The sequence below is a fragment of the Agrobacterium sp. 719_389 genome, from assembly GCF_900188475.1.
Lineage (GTDB): Bacteria > Pseudomonadota > Alphaproteobacteria > Rhizobiales > Rhizobiaceae > Agrobacterium > Agrobacterium radiobacter.
Genome location: NZ_FYEM01000016.1, coordinates 26,254 through 48,695, shown reverse-complemented (window position 1 = coordinate 48,695; position 22,442 = coordinate 26,254). Strand labels below are relative to the sequence as shown.

At 59.1% G+C, this 22,442-nt stretch carries 17 protein-coding genes; 7 read left to right on the top strand and 10 right to left on the bottom strand.

The features are described from left to right. Positions 1–67: 67 nt before the first annotated feature. Together CFB10_RS23230 and CFB10_RS23225 are read right to left on the bottom strand one after the other, a co-directional pair. The gene (locus CFB10_RS23230) at positions 68–1,354 is read right to left on the bottom strand and encodes an ABC transporter substrate-binding protein (RefSeq protein ID WP_026363357.1); all 1,287 of its coding nucleotides are present in this window, start codon (positions 1,352–1,354) and stop codon (positions 68–70) included. Positions 1,355–1,469: 115 nt separating this feature from the next. Next, positions 1,470–2,486 carry a hypothetical protein gene (locus tag CFB10_RS23225; RefSeq protein ID WP_020008981.1) on the bottom strand — a complete coding sequence of 339 codons (1,017 nt, stop codon included), beginning with the start codon at positions 2,484–2,486 and terminating at the stop codon, positions 1,470–1,472. A 497-nt stretch (positions 2,487–2,983) separates the two neighbouring features. On the opposite strand from CFB10_RS23225, the gene CFB10_RS23220 reads away from it, so the two are divergent. The 3 genes from CFB10_RS23220 to CFB10_RS23210 are packed head-to-tail and all read left to right on the top strand — an operon-like array spanning position 2,984 to position 5,918. Beyond that, entirely contained in the window at positions 2,984–4,252 is a 1,269-nt protein-coding gene (locus tag CFB10_RS23220; RefSeq protein ID WP_020008980.1) for an ADP-dependent glucokinase/phosphofructokinase, read from the top strand. 10 nt (positions 4,253–4,262) lie between these two features. Further along, the gene (locus tag CFB10_RS23215) at positions 4,263–5,036 is read left to right on the top strand and encodes an SDR family NAD(P)-dependent oxidoreductase (protein WP_020008979.1); all 774 of its coding nucleotides are present in this window, start codon (positions 4,263–4,265) and stop codon (positions 5,034–5,036) included. Between the two features lie 60 nt (positions 5,037–5,096). Next, positions 5,097–5,918 (top strand): DeoR/GlpR family DNA-binding transcription regulator, encoded by an 822-nt coding sequence (locus CFB10_RS23210; RefSeq protein ID WP_020008978.1) that lies wholly within the window; start codon positions 5,097–5,099, stop codon positions 5,916–5,918. Positions 5,919–5,943: 25 nt separating this feature from the next. On the opposite strand, the gene CFB10_RS23205 is transcribed toward CFB10_RS23210, so the two are convergent. The 4 genes from CFB10_RS23205 to CFB10_RS23190 form a co-directional block, all read right to left on the bottom strand. Further along, positions 5,944–7,548, bottom strand: coding sequence for an FGGY-family carbohydrate kinase (locus CFB10_RS23205; RefSeq protein ID WP_020008977.1), 1,605 nt, complete (start codon positions 7,546–7,548; stop codon positions 5,944–5,946). Between the two features lie 113 nt (positions 7,549–7,661). After that, on the bottom strand, positions 7,662–8,477 hold the full coding sequence (locus tag CFB10_RS23200) for an ATP-binding cassette domain-containing protein (RefSeq protein WP_020008976.1): 816 nt from the start codon (positions 8,475–8,477) through the stop codon (positions 7,662–7,664). Continuing rightward, the gene (locus tag CFB10_RS23195; RefSeq protein ID WP_026363356.1) at positions 8,474–9,559 is read right to left on the bottom strand and encodes an ABC transporter permease; all 1,086 of its coding nucleotides are present in this window, start codon (positions 9,557–9,559) and stop codon (positions 8,474–8,476) included. The genes CFB10_RS23200 and CFB10_RS23195 overlap by 4 nt, the downstream gene beginning before the upstream one ends. Positions 9,560–9,791: 232 nt before the next feature. After that, positions 9,792–10,859, bottom strand: coding sequence for a substrate-binding domain-containing protein (locus CFB10_RS23190; RefSeq protein WP_020008974.1), 1,068 nt, complete (start codon positions 10,857–10,859; stop codon positions 9,792–9,794). Between the two features lie 261 nt (positions 10,860–11,120). Here CFB10_RS23190 and CFB10_RS23185 point away from each other — a divergent pair, with 261 nt between their 5' ends. Continuing rightward, positions 11,121–12,362, top strand: a complete 1,242-nt coding sequence (locus tag CFB10_RS23185) for an ROK family transcriptional regulator (protein ID WP_020008973.1) — start codon at positions 11,121–11,123, stop codon at positions 12,360–12,362. Between the two features lie 38 nt (positions 12,363–12,400). Here the strand turns inward: CFB10_RS23185 and CFB10_RS23180 are convergent, their stop codons facing one another. Together CFB10_RS23180 and CFB10_RS23175 are read right to left on the bottom strand one after the other, a co-directional pair. Then, a complete protein-coding gene (locus CFB10_RS23180; RefSeq protein WP_020008972.1) occupies positions 12,401–13,747 on the bottom strand; it encodes an MATE family efflux transporter in 1,347 nt (448 codons plus the stop codon). A 412-nt stretch (positions 13,748–14,159) separates the two neighbouring features. Beyond that, positions 14,160–15,539 (bottom strand): hypothetical protein, encoded by a 1,380-nt coding sequence (locus CFB10_RS23175; RefSeq protein ID WP_020008971.1) that lies wholly within the window; start codon positions 15,537–15,539, stop codon positions 14,160–14,162. Positions 15,540–16,178: 639 nt separating this feature from the next. On the opposite strand from CFB10_RS23175, the gene ggt reads away from it, so the two are divergent. Beyond that, positions 16,179–17,936, top strand: coding sequence for a gamma-glutamyltransferase (gene ggt / locus CFB10_RS23170; protein WP_026363354.1), 1,758 nt, complete (start codon positions 16,179–16,181; stop codon positions 17,934–17,936). Between the two features lie 247 nt (positions 17,937–18,183). Continuing rightward, positions 18,184–18,882 carry a glutathione S-transferase gene (gst, locus tag CFB10_RS23165; RefSeq protein ID WP_026363353.1) on the top strand — a complete coding sequence of 233 codons (699 nt, stop codon included), beginning with the start codon at positions 18,184–18,186 and terminating at the stop codon, positions 18,880–18,882. Between the two features lie 153 nt (positions 18,883–19,035). On the opposite strand, the gene CFB10_RS23160 is transcribed toward gst, so the two are convergent. Beyond that, positions 19,036–19,449, bottom strand: coding sequence for a helix-turn-helix domain-containing protein (locus CFB10_RS23160; RefSeq protein ID WP_020008968.1), 414 nt, complete (start codon positions 19,447–19,449; stop codon positions 19,036–19,038). Between the two features lie 89 nt (positions 19,450–19,538). On the opposite strand from CFB10_RS23160, the gene CFB10_RS23155 reads away from it, so the two are divergent. Further along, positions 19,539–20,423 (top strand): NmrA/HSCARG family protein, encoded by an 885-nt coding sequence (locus CFB10_RS23155; RefSeq protein WP_026363352.1) that lies wholly within the window; start codon positions 19,539–19,541, stop codon positions 20,421–20,423. 67 nt (positions 20,424–20,490) lie between these two features. Here the strand turns inward: CFB10_RS23155 and CFB10_RS23150 are convergent, their stop codons facing one another. Beyond that, entirely contained in the window at positions 20,491–22,440 is a 1,950-nt protein-coding gene (locus CFB10_RS23150; RefSeq protein WP_026363351.1) for a MacB family efflux pump subunit, read from the bottom strand. Positions 22,441–22,442 lie beyond the last annotated feature (2 nt).

The window sequence follows — 22,442 nt, the reverse complement described above, 5'->3', positions numbered from 1 at the left end:
TGTCGCGGTCGATGCGCTTCAACCCGCCGGGCGCATTTGGCAACGCCCGGCATCTTGAGGCCGCCTGTCACTTTGACGCGAGCGCTTTCTTGGTCGCCTCGTCCACCTTGGCCAGCGCGGCCTCGGCTTCGATGCTGCCGGCGGCGACGCCCGCCAGGGCGTTGTCCAGCGCCTCAGCCACGGCCGGCGAAGAAAAGCGTTGGTTTTCAGCCTTGGGCAGATCTGCCATAAACCGCACCGACAATTGCCTGACGTGGTCGGTAATATCGCCCTTCGGCATATGGCCTTCGAAGGCGGGCAGATCGTTCAGGTCGTTCAGCGCCTCCTGCAGACCGACACCGTTGGTCAGTTCGGCAAGGAAGGTCCATGCGGCGTCATTCTTGCCGCCATTTTTCGTCAGGCCGTAACCGATGTCGATGCCGCCGACAGGTGGGCTTGCCTTGTTGCCCTCCTTGACGGGTGGCATGTAGAAAAAGTCGAACCCGTCCATGTTCTGTACATAGTCGGAGAGCGGCGGCGGGAACTTGCTTTCCTGCATCCACCAGGAGCCAAGCGCCATCATGCCCACCTTGCCCTGTGCGAAGAGCTGCGCGCCGGTCGGATAGGCATGCGCGCCAAGCGCACCCTGCTGGAAGATGCCGTCATCGAAGAGGCCCTTCCACGCCTTCATGGCGGCCACCAGCTCCGGCGCGGTCCACGGCGTTTCACCCGCCTGCGCCTTGTCGACGATGCCAGGGGAAAACTGGTTGGCGAGCATCAGGAAGACGTTTTCGTTCTGCCAGCCGTCCGCAGCCCCCTGAAACATCGGGATGAGGCCGTTATCGCTTAGCGCCTTGGCGGCAGCCTTCAGTTCCGCATAGGTCTTCGGCACAGCGATATTGTGTTTTTCGAAGAGCTTACGGTTGTACCAGATGCACAGAACCTGCGATTCCTGGGGAATGATGTAGAAATTCTTGTCGCCGGCGGGGTTGCCCATCAACATCTGTTTGCGGTTGACGGGGAAAATCTTCTCCTCCCACGTTGCACCCCATTGTTTGGCGGCGCGGTCGTTTACGGGCTCCAGATTATCGCGATATTGCTGTGTGAGGGACCCCGGCTGCAGGCCGATGATGTCAGGCAAGCTCCCGGATGCCGCCGCCGCCTTCAGCGCCGTGATATATTCCGGAGAATAATTGTAATAGGTGTAGTTCACCTTCACGTCGGGATGGGCCTTCTCGAAGGCCGCGATCGACTTCTTCATGGTGCTTTGCACGAACCATGACCATACGGTCACTTCTTTCTGCGCGGCGCTCGCGACAGCAGCGGACAGAACGGCAGTCAGAACTGTCGTTGCAAGAAACAACGTCTTCCTCATCATATTCCTCCCTTTATTGTTTAAAGACGCATTGTTTAAAGATGCCGGCGGACCCGCCGCCCTATTTTGTCGCGGCCCTCCCCAGAGCCGCGTTCACTCGAAATGCCGGCAGCTATCAGGCTGCCTTGGCCGCCGCCGCTTTCAGCACATCCTCGGTAATGACGCGGTCGTCAGCGAGCGGGCGTACCGGGGAAAGCCCCAGTGTCTGCAGCTCGCCATGATAGGCGCGAACCGCCTCTTCCGGCTTCAGGGCGCCGTCGGCAACCGCGCGCATCAGCACGATCAGATTGAGCGGAGCTTCAGCCAGATTGATCTTGCGCCCGAACAGCGCGAGCCGCGCGCCGTAACGCTCCGACTGCGCCACCAGCTCAAACGTATCGCGGGTGGTGCCCGCTCCGCCACCAAGAACGCCGACGATCAGCTCGGAATCGAACGAGGCGAGTTCCTCCAGCGCCTTCGGCCCGTTATAGGGCATCTTGAGAAACAGCGGTCGCTCGGCACGCGGCACGCTCGCCAGTGACTTGATGATGTGGTCATTGACAAACTCGCCGGTCTGCTCGCGCGTCAGGCCGATATCGACGTTCGGATTGAAGACCTCGTAGAAATATTTGAAATTGTGTCTCGACGCTTCGGCGCGGAACTCGGCGAAAGCTTTCAGCGTACATATGTCGCGGTCGAGATCGTTGGTGAAGCACACCGAATAAAGGCAGAGATCGGTGCCCGAGGTCGGATAGTTGGCGATGGCGCGGGCAAGGCCCGTATCGCGGAACGGCACGGATGGCGACTGTGTATAGGTGCCATGTCGCACGCCACCCCAGCACATGCTTTCGAGATTGCCGCGAATGGCCGGCTTCACCTCGCTGCCGGAAAACGCGCCGCGCTCGTCCAGCAGATCGAGATTGGACTGCGACACCAGCATGATGTCGACCACATCCTGGTCGATGATCTCCTCGATCTGGGTGATGAATTCCTGGCGGGTGCGACGGCGGGGCGGCTTGACGGAATAATCGAAACCGGTGGCGGAGACACCCGCGCCGACATCGCTGTCCTTCGCATCGGCAATGATAAAATCAGTCGGTTTGTAACGCCCTGCGCGAATATTCGCCAGTTTTCTGTCGAGTCTCGTGACCATCGTAGCCCTCAATGAATGTTGGAGTTCGGCTGCCAGCGCTTCGATTGCGACCGCAGACTTGCATTTATAAACGGCTACTTCTCATATTCTGTCAATAGCTATCTTTTTCTCTCTAAAGGAAGGTGTCTCGACCCATATTCTTGACCAAAGGATGAGATTAAAAGTTTCAAAAATTCGCGTTTTATAAAAATAAATCAATATTTTAAATTTCTCATCCAGACGCCTTCCAGCGCCTTTTCATACCACATCAACAGAACATCAGTGCCACGATGATCCTCCAATCACACGCTTGAAATGTCTTTATTTTCGGCAAATTAGCGGTCAATACGCCGCTCAAGACGTTCGCATGCGCAAAACATGTACTGCGCCGCTTTAAAAATGCGCTGCATTGCGCAAATTCTGGCAAAATAGCATTTTCAGCGCAAAATCACGTTGACGATTTGAGAGATAATGGTAGCAATTGACATCATTGCCGCGTGAGGAGGAGATACTCGGCTATGGGTGACGTTTTTACAGGCGACTGGGGGGAGCGTTATGTCGCGCTCGCCGATCCGCGCTCCGGCCCGATTGGAACATCGGCGCTTTCGCGGGCGGGGCTGTTTTTGTGCGGCATGTCCACCTGTGTCGATGCACGGGTCGACATGCACAATATGCAGCCGCTTCTTAATGCTCCAGCCGAAACGCCGGCGGGTCAATTCGCCGCCATGTTGCTGGCGCGCGCCGCAAAGGGTATCGGCGGCGAAGTACGCGCCGACTGGGTGGACGGCCCGCAATGGCTGCGCGACCATCTGGATGTTCGCTACGCGCTGGGCGGCACCGGCCCGCAGGCCGCCTGGGTGCTTTCGCGGCTCGGCGTCGCGTCTCTGGTGGCGCTGGAGGATCGCCACGAGCAGCAGCTTCGCCATATCCCACCGGGCGTTTTATTGGCCGAGGGCAATGCACTCAAAACGGCAGCGGAAGTGACGCCGACAGAACGGCATATCCCTGAAATATTCATCTTCGAATTCACGGCGGGCAAGCCAATCGGTGCGCTCACCCCCAATCGTTCGACACGCATCATCGTGCGTTTCTGTGATCGTGGTATCCAGCATGATGCGGCATTTGAGGCGGTATCACGAAAGCGCGCCTCCACCGCCGCTGCCGGTCTTCTGTCCGGCCTCAACGACGAGGCCGCGGAAAATGTCGCCGCCGCCGCCCGCCATGTCTTTGCGCTCAGCCGCGACTGGATGGATGCGGGCTTGAAGACGGTGCATTTCGAGCTTGCCGGTTATGCTTCGCAGGACGCCGTAAGCGAGCTGCTCGATCAGGCCAGCGGTGCAATCAGTTCACTCGGCATGAGCCATTCGGAACTGCTGGCAATGGATAGCGCCGCCCAGCATCCGATGGAGGCGCTGATCGCTCTTGGAGACCGGCTGGATATAGACCGCGTCTGCGTGCATGCCGACACCTGGGCCGCCGCTGTGACACGCAACGACCCCGACGAGGAGGAACTGGCGCTGATGGCCGGATGCGCCATTGCCAGCGCCCGGGCCGCCAATGGGGAGCCGGCAAACGCGATCCGTACCGATGCGCTGGCGCAGTTCCACGCGTTGCCCTTCGACAATCGCGTGCGGAAAGGCCGCTGGACCTTTGTTGCCTGCGCCTCGCCTTATGTTGAAAAGCCCGCCACCACGCTCGGCCTCGGCGACAGTTTCACGGCCGGGTGCCTTCTCGTTCTCGGCAATCCCGGCGTCGCGACCGCCCCCGCCGCCCTCAAACATGCCTAAAGGAAAAACGATGTTTCTCGAACGATTTCGTCTGGATGGAAAAACCGCCTTCATCACCGGCGGCGGGCGCGGCATCGGCCTTGCGACGGCGCAAGCGCTGGCGGAAGCAGGCGCGCATGTCATCATTTCCGACATGAATGCCGAGGTGCTGGAGACGGGTCTCTCGGAACTGAAGGCACAAGGCCATGCGGCGGATGCCATGCAGCTGGATGTAACGGATGCGAAAGCCGTCGCCGAGGCCGCGCGGGCCGCCAACGACCGCTTCGGCGCCGTCGACATCCTGATCTCCAATGCCGGCATCGCCTGGCCGGACACGCCGGGCGAAGAGATGAGCGACGAGGTCTGGCTGAAGGTGGTGGATGTCGATCTCAACGGCGCTTACTGGTCATGCCGTGAATTCGCCCGGCCGATGCTGGCGCGGGGACACGGCTCCATCGTCACCCTCGGTTCGATGTCCGGATTGATTTCCAACAAGCCGCAGCGGCAGGTGCATTACAACACGGCAAAGGCCGCCGTTCACCACATGACGCGGTGCCTCGCGGGCGAATGGGCTGAGCGCGGCGTTCGGGTCAATTGCGTTGCGCCCACCTATGTCGATACCGTCATGTCGCGGGGCGGCTTTTCAGACGAAACGCTGATGCCGGTCTGGATGGAAATGACGCCGATGAAACGCGTCGCAAGGCCCGATGAGATCGCCGCGCCGATCCTGTTTCTGGCGTCGGACGCCGCCAGCGCCATGACGGGCACAATCGTTGCGGTGGATTGCGGATACACGATTTGGTAGAGCTTGACGGACATTGGAGAGAATCGGCGCGTTTTTGCGGGCCGAAAACCGGGTGATTGCATGGAGTCTTCGAGCAAGCGTGTTGATATGGTTCCCGCCAAAAGACGGGCGCTCATTCTGGAGCACCTGCGCATCAATGGCGCGGCGGGCATTCAGGAGCTCGCGGATACGATCGGCGGATCGCAATCGACCGTGCGGCGTGATCTCGAGCATCTGGTGGAAAAAGGCTATCTCGAGCGCACCCACGGCGGTGCGCATCTGTTGCAGCCGATGCGTGCGACCTTCGAAAGGGAGATGACGGTCAATGCAGCGCTTCAGCACGCGGAAAAAGTTGCGATCGGCCGCGAGGCGGCGGAGCGGCTGAGTGCCGGTGACAGCGTCATCTTCGACAGCTCCTCGACGGTCATGGAGGCGGTGCGGGCCGCCGCCGAACGCGACCTTCCGTTGACGGTGGTGACCAACAGCCTGCAGATCGCCGATTTCGCCGCCGACATCAAATCCTGGCGCACCATCCTGCCGGGCGGCACGGTGCGGCCGGGGCATCGCCATCTTGCTGGCGAGCCGGGGGAAAGCTTCATCAAAACGCTGCATGCCGATATCTGCATGACGGGGGCTTCGGCGGTTACCGGCACGCTGCTGACGGAAACTTCGCTGGAAGTGGCTTCGCTCAAGCGCGCCATGATCGCCGCGGCCCGCAAGACCGTGCTTCTGGTCGACAGCTCGAAATTCGCGGCGCCCGGTTTCTGCACGCTGTCTGATATTTCGCAGATAGATGAGGTCATCACCGATAACGGCATTTCGCAGGATGCGATGACCTCGCTCAAAGCTACGGAGTGCAAGGTGACGCTGGTTTCGCCCGCTGCCCCTGCGCCACTGACCTGACGAAGTGCCATTTCCATCGGCAAATTCACTGTGCCGCCTCGGCGTTCGGCGATTGCGGTTGCGAATGTGCAGTTTGACGTGCGGCAAACAGATGAAGCGAGCGCATGGCTCGCCGGAGCTCCTCGTCCGCCGCAAGCCGGCGATATTCGGCATAAAGCGTCTCGTATTTTTCGAAATGGCGCAGGTTCGGCACAAATTCGCGTAGGCTGCGCGCACCGAGCCTTTCAGCACCCTCGGCAAAAGAGCCAACGATCCCGGCCGCCACCGCCGCATGGATTGCCGCGCCGAGCGCCGTCGGGTTCTCCACATCAGGAACCTCGATTATGCGCCCGAACACATCCGCCATCGTCTGCACCAGAAACGGATTGCTGCGGGCCAGACCGCTCGTCATCACGATACGGCTGATCGGCACACCGCCCGCTATCGCCATGTCCAGAATGGATCGCGTGCCGAAACACAGCGCCTCGATCAGCGCCCGGTAGATTCCGGCCGAGGTCGATTTCAGGCTGAGGCCCACCAGCAATCCCGACAGCATGGAGTCGGCGAGCGGAATGCGGTTTCCCGCAAACCAGTCGAGCGCCAGAACACCGCCCTCGCCCGGACTGACCGCCTGCGCCGCCTCATTATGCAGGGCGAAGTTGCGGGAAAGGTCTTCATCGCGCGGAAAGGTTTTCACATACCAGGCCAGCATATCGCCGAACGCCGCCTGCCCCGCCTCGTAACACCACAGATCCGGCAGGGCGGCACCGAAGGCCGCCCCTTCGAGCCCCGGCGGCAGACCGCGTCCCTCGCCGTCCAGAATGAGAAAACCGGCAGAGGTTCCGAGCGCGCCGACAAAAACACCGGGACCGACGGCGCCGACCGCAGGCAGAACGACATGGCTGTCGATAACCGAAACCGCAACGACGGCGTCGCCTTTAATTCCGGTGCGGCGACGCCACTCCGGCGTCAGGGAACTGGCCGGGCTACCGACCTGAAGCGGTTTCGAAAGGCGCTCCGCAAGTCCCGGCACCACGTCTTCCGGATAGCCGGTTTCCCGGGAGAACTGCGCCTTGTAGGAGGCGAAGTCGAGACTTCGCGCCTCATTGCCGGTAAGCTGCCAGACCAGCCAGTCTCCGGCCTCGATGAAGCGCCCGGTTTCGGCCCACAATGCGGGTGCTTCAGCGCGCATTTGCGCCGCCTTGGCAAGCATCCATTCGCCGGAAAGCTTCCCGCCGAAGTTTCCAAGGTAATCACCGCCCAAAGCATTGATCGCATCGGCATGAGCCTGCGCCGAATGTTTCCAGAGCTTCACATAGGCATGCGGCTCATCCGGATAAAGCACCGAAAGCGCCGTACCGTCGGCGCGTGCGGGCATGGGGGAGGACGCGGTGAAATCAATACCTATTCCCGCAACATTGCGACCGTTACCGAGCGCCGACAGAATGATCTCGGCGGCTTCCGTATAGTCGTCTGCGACCTGAAGGACGAAATTGGCGGGCAGGCTTCGACCGCGCAGCGAATGCGTCAGAATGCCGTTGCGATACGGATGGACATGGTGGCCTTCCTGCGCGCCGGTGCGGGCATTGACGAGAATGCCGCGCGCCGATTCCGAGCCGAAATCCATGCCGATCATATAGGTATCGGTCATGACCTCACGTCCCCCGGCGACTGCTGACAAATACTGTGTGGGCATCATTCAGGGGCATGGGATCTCGCAATTGGGTGGGACTGAAACACTGCCGTTCGTCACGTTGCCATTCTTCACGTTGTCGGGCTGGCAGCGGCATGGGCGCGCCGGCCCGGCGGATCGAGATCGGCAGCAGCCATGGCGCCGGTCATGATCGCCACGGCATCCGACATGGTGATGTCTCGCGGATTGACGACGGCCGCCCGCCTGCCGAGCCTGTGGATGTGGATACGGTCGGCGATTTCAAACACATGCGGCATGTTGTGGCTGATAAGCACGATCGACAGGCCCTTGTCGCGAATGCTAAGGATCATGTCGAGAACCTTGCGGGATTCCTTGACACCAAGAGCTGCGGTCGGCTCGTCGAGAATGACGACACGCCCACCGAACGCGCAGGCACGCGCGACGGCAATGCCCTGCCGCTGCCCGCCGGACAGCGTTTCGACGCTCTGGTGAATGTCCTGCACTGTCATCAAACCGAGGTTCGACAGGTGTCGCCGCGCTTCGGTCGCCATGCGGGGGCGGTCCAGCAGACGAAAGACCGATCCGCCGATGCCGGACACACGCATTTCGCGCCCGAGGAAAAGATTGTCCGCGATGGAAAGCGCCGGCGAAAGGGCAAGGTTCTGAAACACCGTTTCGATGCCGGCGGAGCGCGCATCCATCGGCGTTCTGAAATCGACACGTTTGCCTTCCAGCCGGATTTCGCCGCTGTCGGGGATAATCGCGCCGGCAAGCGCCTTGATGAGCGTGGATTTTCCGGCGCCGTTGTCACCGATCACGGCAAGAATTTCGCCGCGACGCAATTCGAAGTCCGCCCCGTTGAGGGCAACGACATTGCCGTACCGTTTGGTCAGCCCGCGACCTTCGAGCGCAAGTTTGCCTGTCATGCCGAAACTCTCCGGAGCCACTGGTCGACGCCGACGGCCGCCACGATCAGAATGCCGACAGCGAATTCCTGCCACAGCGCATCGAGGCCCGCGAGCGCGAGACCGTTTCTAAAGACCCCCACGATCAGCGCGCCGATCAGGGTGCCAATGATGGTGCCGCGTCCGCCGAACAGCGAAGTTCCGCCGATCACCGTCGCGGTGATCGAATCCAGATTGGCAGTCGATCCGGAGGTCGGGCTGATTGCGCCGACCCGGCCGATCAACGCCCAGGCGCCGATGGCGGAGATGAGACCCGCGCAGGCATATACCGCCAGCAACACGCGGCGCGTATCGATGCCCGCAAGCGTCGCCGCATCCGGGTCATCCCCGGTCGCATAGACATGGCGGCCGAATGCGGTGCGGTTCAGCACGTACCAGGCGAGAGCGGCAAGAGCGAGCATCAGCACGGTTCCGAGCGTAATGCGAGCGCCGCCGAACTGGATTGCAGCCCCCATCCATTGCAGGATCGGTGCAACCTCCGCCACCTCCTGGCTACGGATGGTCTGGCTGCCGGAATACCAGAGGTTCAGCGCCCCGAAGACGCTCCAGCTCCCGAGGGTGACGATGAAAGGCGGAAGACGCACATATGTTATGAGAAACCCGTTGATGAGGCCGCAACCCAGCCCGCCGCCGAGCCCGATAAGGAAGGCGAGTTCCGGTGGCAACCCGGCTGTAATGGCAAGGCGGCCCATGAGCGTCGAGGTCAATACCATGATGGCGCCGACCGACAGGTCGATGCCTGCCGTCAGGATCACCAGTGTCTGGGCGATGCCGATAATGCCGATGATGGTGACCTGTTGAAGAATGAGCGAAAGATTGAAAGGCTGAATAAACCGTGAGCCGACGATGATGGAAAACACCCCAACGCTGGCTGCAAGAACAATGAACGGCACCACCGTTGGATTACCGTGCAGGAAACGTTGCAGCCTCCGAAGCGGGCTCGCGTCCTGATCCTCGAACACGGCATGAGATGTTTCTTTTCCTATCGAACCGGCCTCAAAGCCTGCCGGACCAGTCGAAGCATGTTTGCTGGGTTCAGTCATCGAGATACACCCTTCGCAGGTCTGCGGCTTCAACCCGGACACAGGACCGGCTGCCGGAAAATGCGATGCACGGATTAAACACGTTGGAGCGCCTTTTTCACATCCGCAGGGAAGTGCGGCGTTCTGTTACGGCAAATTTTTAAAAAGCGTGGCCAGACGGTTTTTATTCGGAAACTGACCTGGCCATGAGTGACGCCCCGCGGCTTAGAGAGGACGGGGCGTCAAAGGCTGGTCAGCCCCAGCAGGCCTTCAGCGCTTCATCGGAAGTGATCGAGTCAACGCCGGCAACCGGCTTGTCGGTGACGAGCGTGACGCCGGTGTTGAAGAACGGCAGGCCGGGGCTGGCCTCAGGCTTCTTGCCGGACTTCACATATTCGACGATCGCATCGACTCCAAGCGACGCCATCTTGAGCGGATATTGCATCGACGTTGCGCCGATCACGCCCGCCTTCACGTTTTTTACGCCAGGGCAACCACCATCCACCGAGGTGATTATGACGGAGTCCTGCTTGCCGGTCGCCTTCAACGCTTCATAAGCGCCGGCCGCGGTCGGCTCGTTGATGGTGTAGACCACATTCAGATCGCTGTCTTTCTGGAGAAGCGTTTCCATGCCGGTGCGGCCGCCCTCTTCAGATCCCTGCCCCCACTGGTGGCCGACGATGCGCTTGTCGTCTTCATCCAGATAACGCGTCACGTCCTTGGGATCGATGCCGAAACCCTTCATGAAGCCCTGATCGCGGGCGACATCCACCGTTGGCTGGTTTTCAAGCGCATCGATAAAGGCGACCTTGGCCTTGGAAGCATCGCCGACCGTTTTGGCGGCCCAGGAGCCGATCAGTTCACCCGCCTTGAAATTGTCAGTCGCAAAGGTCGCATCGGCGGCATCGGCGGGTTCCAGCGGCGTATCGAGCGCGATGACGAGGATACCCGCCTTACGGGCCTGCTCCACCACCGGCACCACCGCCTTGGTGTCGCTCGCCACCATCAGAATGCCTTTTGCACCGGCAGAGATCAGGTTTTCGACGGCAGCTACCTGGCTTTCATTATCGCCGTCGAACTTGCCGGCGAAACTCTGGATCTTCACACCACCCAGTTCCTTGGCCTTCAAGGTTGCGCCTTCGCGGATCTTGGCAAAAAACGGATTGGCTTCGGTTTTTGTGATAACGCCGATAAGGATGTCTTCAGCCTGTGCGTTCAAGGGAATGAAGGCAAGGCTTACCCCCAAGGCGAGCGCTGCAGCGCCCAGACGTCCGGACATGGCAAAACTGCCCGCAGAAGCGGGTTTTTCAAAAAACTTCATTTGAAATCCTCCCAGATTACCAAGCGCTCCCTCCCATCCGGAGGACGTAATCCGTCTTGGCGCGATTATTACTGACCGTAATTATGCATACTGTCAACATTATCTAGTTACCATTTTGTATTTTTTTATACATATATCGGGAGCAATATCGGAAATTTCGGATTATAAGGGGATTTTCTACCAAATGTTGGTAAGCAGTCTCGTCAGGCGCGCGGCCGCATGCCAGACACTCAAAGACGCTGTGAGGAACGGGAACCGGCAATGGCAAGCACAACCTCCGGACAAGGATCTACCCCTCGCGAATGGCAGGGCGATCTCAACGCGATCAAGGCAAGCGCCGCGCTGCTGTCGCTCGTCGGTTCGGGTCGCGCCCGTTCGCGGAGTGCGCTGACCGAACTTTCCGGTCTCTCGCGGGCGACCGTACACCAGAAACTCGCAGGCCTGATCGATGCGGGGTTGATCCGCGAGACGGAGGAAACGCTTCCGAGTGGCGGACGCCCGACGCGGGCCCTTGATCTCAACCGCGATTTTGCTGTCGTCCTCTCCGTCGACATCGGCGAGCAGCATATCCGCGTCGCCGTCACCGACCTGCAGCCGCGCATCCTCACGGAAATCGCGGAAACGTTCGATATTCTGCGCGGCCCCGCTGTGGTTCTGAACTGGATCGAAGAGCAGTTCGAGGCACTTTTATCGAGGATTGGCAAAACAACCGGCGACGTGCTGGGCATCGGCATAGGCCTGCCTGCCCCCGTAGACTACGCCAACGGCCGGGTCGTCGGTCCTTCCGTGATGGTCGGATGGGACAATTTCGAAATCAGGCAACATCTTGAAGAAAGATTCGGCGTTCCAGTCTACGCCGAAAACGACGTGAACCTTCTGGCGTTGAGCGACCATCGGCAGCGACGGACAAACATCAGCGAGATGGTTTTTGTCAAGGTCGGGACAGGCATCGGCAGCGGCATCATTACGGAAGGCCGCCTTTATCGTGGCGCGCAAGGTGCCGCAGGCGATATCGGCCATATCCAGTTCGCGCGCGAACCCGCACCACTCTGCCGCTGCGGCAAGATCGGCTGCGTCGAGGCACGCGCGGCCGGATGGGCAATCGCACGCGAATTGCGGAGAGAGGGCATCGAGGCGCACACCGCCCGTGACGTGACCCGACTGGTGGAGCTTGGCCAACCGCTTGCCATCCACCTCGTCAGGGAATCCGGTCGCATTCTCGGCGAGGTCATGACGAGCCTCGTGAGCATCCTCAACCCGCAGATGATCGTCATCGGCGGCACACTTGCGATCGTCAACGACCACCTTCTGGCCGGCATACGCGAGCTGGTCTACAAACGCTCGCTTCCACTGGCAACCAGAGAACTGGAGCTGGTGATCTCGCCCCCGGATCCGGACGCAGGCGTCATGGGCGCCGCTATTCTCGTGGTCGAGGAACAGATGAAGGCAAAAAACGTCGAAACGGTGATTTTGCGCCATAGTGCGCACCCGGCGCTTAAGTGAACGAGAAAGCGTGCGTTGTCACGCGTCTCACCTGATTTCTAGCGGTCTCGCCGCCAGATAAGCCCTGCCAGAACGAGCATCATAACGTCTGCCATCGGCGCTGCCGCCCAGATGCCTGTTTTCCCCCAGATCAAGGGAAGTGTCAGGGTCAGTGGAATGGCGAACAGATAGGTTCGGCCCAGCGAGAGGACCGCGGTCTGACGCACCTTCCCAACGGCTTGTACATAGCTCGCGGCCATCAGGACAGGACCGAAGGCGAAGTAGGCGGCAACATAGACTGGAACAATCCTGGCCACCTCCAGCGCCACCGTGGCATCACTCACGAAGAGCCATCCAAGGCCATCGCGCGCCAGGCTCAGCGTCAACTGAGTAAGGAGGCCATAAACCGCACTGACACAAATGGCCAAACGCAATGTATCCGACGCCCGATCGGCTTGTCCTGCCCCAATGGTGTTGCCGACAATCGCCTGTAGGGCGAGGCTCATGCCCATAAGGGGCAGAAACGCGAAAGTCATGACACGCATGACGACGCCATATGCGGTCACCATGGTTTCCTGATTGCCAAGATTCAGGCGATGCAATGAAAATAGAACCGCCGCGGAACTCAGGGAGAGACCGATGAAGTTCATGCTTCTCGGTATTCCCAGGGCCAGCATCTCACCCCAACTTCGACCAATCCGAAAACCGACAACTGGCAAAATGCCCTTGCCCGCCATGCGATAGCCAATGATGAGCAAAAGCGCAATTAGCTGTGCCAGCGCAGTTCCGCCAGCAGAACCAGCGGCTCCGAACTGGAAATAGCCGATCAGCAATGCATTGAGAGCAATATTCGCAAGCGTCAGGATTACACCGGCCATGGCCATGAACGCCACGCGCCCCTCGGTGCGGAGCGCGTCCGAATGAACTGTCAGCAGAAACATGACCGGCGCTGCGACAAAGGAGACCGCCAGAAAGCGCCACCCCGTATCTGCGAGGTGCTGGTTGCCGCCTGCCATCCAGGTAACGATCACGCCGCCACCGAGGAAAAACAGGGCGATCGTAAGCACACCAAGCACGACAGCCAGACCCTGTGCTGAAGCGAGGACCTCACAAGCCTCTGACATGTCACGCGCGCCAAGACGGCGCCCGAGCACGCTGGCCATGCCGGAACCGACAATAGCTGACGCCGCTACCAGTAGCATGGAGAAAGGAAAGACCAGCGTTACCGCACCAAGCGCTTCGGGCCCGACAAAGGCACCCAGTAGCATAGCATCGGCAACGATCAGCATCCCATTGACCATGGTCACAAGGATGATCGGCAGGCTGGTTCGAATAAAAACGGAAGAAATCGATCCATGCAGGAACGAATTGGTCGGCACGGAGGCCGAACGGTTTTGCTCACTCATCTCAACATTCCAAAATGGGCAAGTCGGATTTTCTGAGTGGGCGCTTGCATTGCCACCGCACCAACTACCCAAAAGGGGATATTGCGATCAGCTTGAACGAGCAGGAGTTCACCAATGACAGGGCGTCATGCAAGCGGCGGGCCTCCTGAAGCCGGGAGATTTATATGACTGCATCGCTACGCGGTCAAGCAAAACCCAGTCGCCCTCATCCTGTTGGCTGAGGGACGACATTTACCCGGAACCGTCAGTTCAGGCTTCACTTCGAGCTGGGCAGCAGGTAGCATAAGTCCAACGGCAGCTTCGGGGGCATCTCGGTGTCCGTCAGGACGGCTGGAAAGAAGGAGCGTTCTTGTCACAAGATTTGTCGCTCCATGGCCAAAGCACCCAGCTTCCAAGCCAAGTTGGGAAGCCGTCACGCCACCTCAAGGTGTGAGGGTTCCATTCCCTGCGCGACAGGCGGCGCAGAAGACTTCGAATGCGGGTGGGAAGTGTTAAGTCGCCGAGCCACGATATCGTGGTTGAGCCACAGGACGGGACCAGAGGGTTCGGAAGATTCGCCAAAAATTAGCTGCCCGGTTGCCTTCACAACGAGACCGCTCAGGAGGTCGCTGATCATCACCTTGCCATCCCGATGCATCTGGGTGATCTCGTTTGACGTGCCAATGGTCAGATCGGCCTGTGCCTGACTGTTTGCCATGGGCCAAGCCGAAAAGACATAGAACGGGCGCATGACCTCGCTGGCCTGCATGGCGGCGATCTTCCCGAAAACATCCTTCATGGTTAAGCCATCGTCCAGAAGCTGCTGGCAGGCCTGCCACTGTTCTTCTGCCCATTGGCCACCGTTTTCTTTCTTCAACGCAAGCAGCAGCGGTATGAGGGGCAGCTCGATACCCGTGAACACATCGGACGAGTTGGTCCGGATTTCGGGACAGTTATAGACAGTTGCCTTGATCCCTGTCGCCCAGGCTTCCTCTGCAATGCCTTCGAGCCGCATCTTCGCATATCCCTGGGTGTAGTTGGTATAGGTCTGCCAACGATAGCTCCCATCGATCAGGACCGCCGATCCATGATAACCATAGGCCGTATATCGCACTTGTCCGCCCGAAGCTTCGACGCGCTCGCGGATCGCCGTGCTGAAATCAATGAGATGGCGAAAGGTGTTTGCGGAGACATCGTCAAAATTCTGTAGAATGAGCTTTCCCATGTCACTGTCGAGCAGGGCCTGCGAAGACATGTGGCGGGCGCCGGTTCCCTTGTAGATTCGATTGGCGACGACCAGGAATACCTTCGCCTTCGGAATGCCCCCAGCCATTGTATGGGCGAAGAAAACATTGCGGCCAGCGCCAATCATTCCGTCTAGAACGGTCATGACCCTTGAAAGCGACTCCGTAAAACGCGCAGTAGCGATGTCGCGGCATTGCCCGACATAGTCCCAGTCGAGCTTGTCGTGTTCCCAGCTCTCCAGCGTCATCTTTGCCAGGAGATCGGTGGGAGTTGGACCGTCTGCGGGCGCATCGAGATCGAAACCCGCCATAAGAGGTATGTTGATAATCCTGCCGCCCAGCTGGGCCTCCGCCGAAGACAGTTCCTCGGCGTCAAGCGGCCGGAGCGCGTTGTTCTCGTCGCGCCGCCCGACGGTGATCCCCACAATCTCCATTCCAGCCCGCCTGGCTTCGTCAAGCAAGCCGGTGGCGTATCCGCGGCCGAATAGTTCGCCGAACAATACGAAAACATCGCCCTTACGGAAGACCGTGTTTTCGGAAAGACTATTCAGCGCAATCGGATTTTCCATACTGTCAACTCTTTGCCTCGCGTATCGTAGAGCAATGGCTCACACGACCTGTGATAAAGACATGACCGCATAGTCGCCGGATGGGAACTCATTTTCGGTGACCGTTCATTTCAAAACGTGAAATCAATCCCCTGTTGTTCTTACACTGCAGCGAAATGCCAAAGCCGCTGGAGACAGGCGCACCGATACCAAAACGAATTGCTTCGAAACGCTCGTCTACGGATGCTTGAGAGGCTATCGGCGTTTCCTGAGGCGCAAAGCAACCCTATTTTTTGTGCCGGGAGGCGGCTTGCATCGAGACTCATGCAATTTACAAAGCTCTTGATACAAATCGAACCGGCGACACTGCTGTTAACGGAGGCTCCGTTTCCAACGATATGTCGACCCTTCGACATGATGGACATGCGGCGAAACAGCCACCATAGTGTCGAAAAAAGCGGCGCACCAGACCGACGCTCAATAGCGGGGCGAACCAACGGACGGGGCCGAAATACCGGTGAAGGCCGAACCTTTGCGGGAACGAAGGAACAGTCCGGACAACGGTCCGCGCCTTGGTCGATACAGGTTCGGCCTGCGTGCTGGCTCGGTTTGATACACTACTTGCATGAACTGGTTGTCCCTCTCTGGAGGATAAGGCTAATGAAAATGCGATTTCTCAGTGAGGCTGTTCTCGCCTTGATGCTTTCCACCGCAATCGCCTCCGCGCAGCAGGCGTCCGACACGGTGGCGCCCGAGAAAGCAACGGATATTGCGACTGCCAAACGTATCGAGTCAAAGAGCTTCATGGTGGCGGCGGCCAATCCGCTGGCGGCCGAGGCGGGGCGCGACGTGATCACAGCGGGTGGCAACGCCATTGATGCAATGGTGGCGGTGCAGGCCATGCTCGGCCTCGTTGAACCGCAGAGTTCCGGTCTCGGCGGCGGCGCCTTCCTGGTCTACTACGACGCAAAAAGCGGCAAGCTGACAACGTTTGACGGCCGCGAGACGGCGCCGATGGAAGCCACGCCAAAGCTCTTCCTGGATGACAACGGCCAACCGCTTAAATTCATGGACGCAGTGGTCGGCGGCCGTTCCGTTGGCACACCGGGAACAGTGCGGCTTCTGGAGGAAGCCCACAAACGCTATGGAAAGGCGGAGTGGGCAAGCCTCCTGAAGCCGGCGGAAACGCTGGCTACCGAGGGCTTTAAGGTGTCACCGCGCCTTGCTTCCCTGATCGCGTCCGAGGGCGACCGGTTGAAGAAATATAAAGAGGCCCGGTCATATTTCTTCGACACCTCCGGGGCCGCCCTGCAGACCGGTGCCCTGTTGAAGAACCCGGCCTATGCCGAAACGCTTGCGGTGCTCGCCAGCGGCGGCGCCGATGCTTTTTATAAAGGGACAATTGCCGAGGCGGTCGTCGACACTGTGCGTGGGGCACCCGACAATCCCGGCGTGCTGTCCCTGACCGATCTGTCCAACTATCGCGTGATCGAGCGCGAACCTGTCTGTCTCAATTATCGTGCTCTTGATGTGTGCGGCATGGGACCGCCCTCTTCGGGCGCCATCGCCGTCGGCCAGATACTCGGCCTGGTGGAGAATTTCGATTTAAGGAGCCTGGGGCCGAAAAATGGCGAAAGCTGGCGCATTATCGGCGATGCGCAGCGTCTCGCATTCGCCGACCGCGAGCGTTACGTCGCTGATACTCATTTCGTGCCACTGCCGATCAACGGCCTGCTGGACAAGTCCTATCTTGGCGAGAGGGCAAAGCTGCTGGACGGCGACAAGGCGCTGGCCAACGATGCCGTCAAGGCTGGCGAGCCGCAATGGGACCACGCGCTAGTTTTCGGCCGTGATGCCGCGCTCGAGTTGCCTTCCACCAGCCATTTTGTCATCGTCGACAAGGATGGCAACGTGGTCTCGATGACGACGACGATCGAAAATGGCTTCGGCTCGCGTCTGATGACGAACGGCTTCCTGCTCAATAACGAGTTGACGGACTTCTCCTTCAAGACCCATGACGGCGGCCTGCCGATCGCCAACCGCGTTGAGCCCGGCAAACGGCCGCGCTCCTCCATGGCCCCGACTATTGTGATGAAGGATGGAAGACCACTGCTCGCCATTGGTTCCCCCGGCGGCAGCCAGATCATCGGCTATGTGACACAGGCGCTGATCGCCTACATTGACTGGGGCATGCCGGTTGAGGCGATCGTCGCTCAGCCGCATCTCATCAACCGGTTCGGCACCTACGACATCGAGGCTGGCACCAGCGCGGAAGAACTGATCGGGCCGCTGAAGGCGCTGGGTTACGAGGTGAAACCGGGCGAGATGAATTCCGGTTTACATGCTATCGAGATAACCGCCCAGGGCTTGGCCGGCAGCGCCGATCCACGACGCGAGGGAATGGTTGTAGGGGAGTGAAGGCCCGGCCTGCGAAAAGACGGCGGCCTCAAGAGACAGAGCATAGCGTCGTGTGGAGGCTAGGTGACTACCCCGCGTGGGTGTCCTGTTTTTAGCGAGGAAATCGTAGGGAACAGGACATTACGTCCAAAAACAACTCTTCCTGCGCCATTGAAGCCGTCAAAGCGTCAGAGAATTCCTGAGTGCACGTCGGGGAACTGGTTGTAACCCACTCCGTTAGTTGTCTGCATGACCAATGGAGGACGGCATGAAGAACTTCGCCCTTTATTACTGGCCAGTTCCTTTTCGAGGTCAGTTCATCCGCGGAATTCTGGCCCATTGTGGGTACTCCTGGGATGAATACGATGTCGATGCGATTGAAGGAATTATGGATTGTGGGGTGGAAAAGCAGCCGGTTGCCTTCATGGGGCCACCGGTTCTGATTGACCGTGAGCGCAATTTTGCGATCTCCCAGATGCCGGCGATCGCCATATACCTCGGTGAGCGGCTGGATATGCTGCCGACAACTGTTGAGGGCCGCGCACTCAGCGCCAAGATCGTTAACGATGCCAATGATGTCCTTGATGAGTTGACTCTCGACGGCGGGCGAGAAATGTGGACACCTGAAAAGTGGGAGGAATTCATCCCTCGTTTCCAAAAATGGGTCCGTATTTTTGCGGATACCGGAGTACGAAACGGCTTGAGTGCTACTTCCGGCTTTATGCTCGGAACGGAAAAGATCGGCGTTGCAGATATAGTAACCGCAATCCTTTGGACGACTGTAGCGGACCGGTTCCCGGCCATTAAGGGCCTCATTGAGGACACCTCACCCATAATCTGGGGTCTCTCCAGAAGAGTGGGAGCTACAGCTCCGCTGGCTGCCTTGAACCGCAAGAGTTTTGAAGACTATGGCAACGCTTATTGCGGAGGAGAGATTGAGAAGTCGCTCCGAAAGGTAGCGGGTTGATTAACGTCTGCACGGCGCCATAGCTTTGTCTGCTTTGCAGCCGGTCCAAAGTCTTGAAAAGATACGCGCCGCCGACGCATTATTTCCACAACCCCGCAGTTGAAAGAGACCCGGACCGACGTTTGACCTTCAAACAATTTCGATCACTGGGATTTACAACTCCACTTGGTCGTAAGCGCGCCGGCGCGCTCTGATGGTGTCCAGATTGTCGTGGACCCAGAAGTTAAATCCCTCAAGGGCGTGCAAAGCTCCATGGGCGATCTCTGTCAGCTCGTACTCGACACGCGGCGGCACCTCGGGAAAATAGTGACGCACAACAAATCCCTCGCGCTGGAGATTACGCAGTGTGAGCGTCAGCATGCGCTGCGTAATCTCACCGACATCTTTTCTCAATGTCGAAAAGCGGAGCCGATGATCTTCCGCGAGAGAAAGACGCCAAAGAACCGGCATAGTCCATTTGTCACTCAGCAGGCTGCAGACCCCGTTTGCCGGAATGGGTCTTAAGTGTCTGCCATTTTCTGATCCGCGCACTGGGCCGGCATCGATCTGTTTTTCCAAGGGTATCATCCTTGTGCCTGATGCTGAAAAATGTGCCGTCTTCCGGCAGAATTACATTCGTATATATAGACGGTCCTTGTTTAACGCGAGGGTTTCAAGTGACCAATAGCAAGCACCCAATTCTGGTTTTCGGCGCCACGGGAAGGCAGGGAGGGTCTGTCGCCAAAGCCCTGTTGAAGGTGGGATGGCCAGTTCGCGCACTCGTTCTGGATTCCACCAAAACTGCATCGCTGCAATTGCGGAATGCAGGCGTCGAGCTTGTGCAAGGTTCATTTGAAGACACCAAAGTAATCCGCACAGCGATGAAAGACGCTTACGGTGTTTTTAGCGTACTACCAGCAAACCTGGCTGCCGAAGACGAAGTCCGTCATGGTATATCGATTGCGGATATCGCTGCCGAAACCGGCATCGACCATTTTGTTTATTCGTCAGGCGCCAGCGTGGGGAATGAACTGACTGGCGTTCCGCGTTTCGACGCCAAGCCTCGTATCGAAGCCCATATTCGACAGCTCGACATGACTACGACCATCATACGGCCGATGATTTTCATGGAAATGCTGGTGAGGCCTGGCTTCGGTCTGGATGAGGGCCGGCTGGTGTCCCTGATCCGATCCGACCATTTCATTCAGCTTACTGCCGTTGAAGACATCGGCAGGTTTGTTGCAGCCGTGCTTGCCGACAAGTCCCGCTTTGGCGGCGCAACACTTAAGATCGCAAGCGATCGACTGACCGGGCATGAACTTGAGGTCGCTTTCAGCGAAGCAGCCGGTCGCTCGATAACCTATGAACGGTTTCCCGATGACGTTCTCGCTGCAAACACGGATCTCGCGCATATGGCAGAGAGCCTGGTAGACGGGCCGCTCGCCGAGCTCGTCGATCTGAAAGTCATGCACGAAATTAACCCCAACCTTCTCACTTTCAGGTCCTGGCTCGCTGGCGATGGGCGTAAGCTGCTCGATGCAGCCTTGCAACCGTCGGTCTAGTGACATACGCCAGCCTCAATAATGACAAGCGAACCACAACGGCTACCGAGCAGACGTTTGCAGCTCATCAGTCACGCGACAGGGCTTCGATCGGGTCCAGCTTTGCCGCATTTCGGGCGGGAAGGAAGCCGAAGACGATTCCGATCAGGGTCGAGCAGGCGAAGGCCACCATGATGGAGCCCGAAGAGAAGATCATTTTGAAATCGGGGCTCAGCAAATTGAAAAGAGCGCTGATCCCGAGGGCGAGCATCACTCCCATGAAGCCGCCGACAAGGCAGACCATGATGGCCTCGATCAGGAACTGGGAGAGAATATCGCTGCGGCGCGCGCCGACGGCCACACGAACCCCGATCTCCTTGGTGCGCTCGGTCACGGATACCAGCATGATATTCATCACACCGATGCCACCGACAATCAGCGAGATCACGGCGACTGACGAAATCAGCAGCGTCAGGGTTTGCGTGGTGGTCTCGATAGTCTCGCGAATGGTCGCCGAATTGGTGAGGAAGAAGTCTTTCGCGCCGTGCCGACGCTCGATAAGGCGGGAAACCGCGGCCTCGACATTGCCCGGATCGACATCGTCTCTGATACGGACCGTTATGCCGTCGACGTTCTGACGACCCAGCATACGGCCCATGACGGTTGTGTAAGGCGCATAAACGGTCAACGTATCAACCGCAGGGCCGAAGGAGTTTTCCCGTTTCGTTACACCTACAACCCTCGCCGGCATCGTGCCCAGAAGGATGACCTGCCCCACCGGGTTAACCCGGTCTGGAAACAGGTCTCGCGCGGCATTTGCATCAATCACCACATTCTGGCTGTAGGCGGTAACGTCCTGGGCATCGAACAATTGTCCATGCGTCAGCTCAAGACCCCGTACACGAAAGAAGTCCGCGCCAACTCCGGTGACTGACGCATTGACGGCCACGGCGGCGCGCTTGACAGTTACGCTCGTCGTGACGGTTGGTGTCACGCTGTCGACATAGGGCTGGTTCACCAGCGCTTCTGCATCGGCGGGAACCAGCGTCCGTATCTTGCCCGCTTCCAGATCGCCGAAGCCTTTCCCTGCCCGCACCTCGATCGTGTTGGTGCCGAGCGAACTGATACTGCTCAGGATTTGTTGCTGCGAGCCGGCTCCCAGTGCCGAGATAGCCGCCACCGAGGCGATACCGATGATGATGCCGAGCATGGTCAGAAGCGAGCGCATCTTGTGTGCCCATATTGCCGCGCCCGCCATACGAAAGGCCTCAGTCATCCGGTCAATTGCGCCACGCCAGCCAGCGCCCGGCGCATGCTCGCGGATGGGACGGGCCGTCACGGCGGATTTGGATATATTGCGCTCGTCGGAAATGATAACGCCGTCGCTGATCTCTACAACCCGATCTGCGTGTTCGGCGATCTTCTTGTCGTGAGTGACGAGAATGATGGTGTGCCCCTCGGCGTGAAGCTCGCGCAGGATCTTCATGACTTCGGCGCCGCTGTGCGTATCAAGCGCTCCGGTCGGCTCATCGGCCAGAATTATCTCGCCGCCATTCATCAGGGCGCGGGCGATCGACACCCGCTGCTGCTGGCCACCCGAAAGCTTGCCGGGGATATTGCCCGTCCGCTCGGCGAGGCCCAGTCGGGTCAACAAGGAGATCGCTCGCTTGTGCCGGTCGGATCGGCTGCGTCCGGCATAGATGGCCGGCACCTCGACGTTGCTGGCCGCGCTGAGATCGCCAAGCAGATGATAACGCTGGAAGATGAAACCAAAACGCTCACGGCGTAGCGCCGCCAGTTCGTCCACGGACATCTTCGAGGTCTCGCGCCCTTCGATCCAGTAGCTGCCGTCCGTCGGACGATCAAGGCAGCCAAGGATGTTCATCAGCGTCGACTTGCCGGAGCCAGAAGCACCGATGATGGCCATCATCTCGCCGGCCTCGATGTCGAGGTCGACGTCTTTCAGCACCCGCACCATCTCGTCGCCTGCGGGGAAAGCGCGGGATACCCCACGTACGCGGATCAGTGGTTCCGTCATAG

Bases quoted from the DNA above. Each gene is read 5' to 3' on its own strand.
- CFB10_RS23220 (WP_020008980.1), top strand. From the start codon at position 2,984: ATGGGTGACGTTTTTACAGGCGACTGGGGGGAGCGTTATGTCGCGCTC.
- CFB10_RS23215 (WP_020008979.1), top strand. From the start codon at position 4,263: ATGTTTCTCGAACGATTTCGTCTGGATGGAAAAACCGCCTTCATCACC.
- ggt (WP_026363354.1), top strand. From the start codon at position 16,179: ATGAAAATGCGATTTCTCAGTGAGGCTGTTCTCGCCTTGATGCTTTCC.
- CFB10_RS23210 (WP_020008978.1), top strand. From the start codon at position 5,097: ATGGAGTCTTCGAGCAAGCGTGTTGATATGGTTCCCGCCAAAAGACGG.
- CFB10_RS23225 (WP_020008981.1), bottom strand. From the start codon at position 2,486: ATGGTCACGAGACTCGACAGAAAACTGGCGAATATTCGCGCAGGGCGT.
- CFB10_RS23200 (WP_020008976.1), bottom strand. From the start codon at position 8,477: ATGACAGGCAAACTTGCGCTCGAAGGTCGCGGGCTGACCAAACGGTAC.
- CFB10_RS23190 (WP_020008974.1), bottom strand. From the start codon at position 10,859: ATGAAGTTTTTTGAAAAACCCGCTTCTGCGGGCAGTTTTGCCATGTCC.
- gst (WP_026363353.1), top strand. From the start codon at position 18,184: ATGAAGAACTTCGCCCTTTATTACTGGCCAGTTCCTTTTCGAGGTCAG.
- CFB10_RS23230 (WP_026363357.1), bottom strand. From the start codon at position 1,354: ATGAGGAAGACGTTGTTTCTTGCAACGACAGTTCTGACTGCCGTTCTG.
- CFB10_RS23205 (WP_020008977.1), bottom strand. From the start codon at position 7,548: ATGACCGATACCTATATGATCGGCATGGATTTCGGCTCGGAATCGGCG.
- CFB10_RS23175 (WP_020008971.1), bottom strand. From the start codon at position 15,539: ATGGAAAATCCGATTGCGCTGAATAGTCTTTCCGAAAACACGGTCTTC.
- CFB10_RS23185 (WP_020008973.1), top strand. From the start codon at position 11,121: ATGGCAAGCACAACCTCCGGACAAGGATCTACCCCTCGCGAATGGCAG.
- CFB10_RS23160 (WP_020008968.1), bottom strand. From the start codon at position 19,449: ATGATACCCTTGGAAAAACAGATCGATGCCGGCCCAGTGCGCGGATCA.
- CFB10_RS23180 (WP_020008972.1), bottom strand. From the start codon at position 13,747: ATGAGTGAGCAAAACCGTTCGGCCTCCGTGCCGACCAATTCGTTCCTG.
- CFB10_RS23195 (WP_026363356.1), bottom strand. From the start codon at position 9,559: ATGACTGAACCCAGCAAACATGCTTCGACTGGTCCGGCAGGCTTTGAG.
- CFB10_RS23150 (WP_026363351.1), bottom strand. From the start codon at position 22,440: ATGACGGAACCACTGATCCGCGTACGTGGGGTATCCCGCGCTTTCCCC.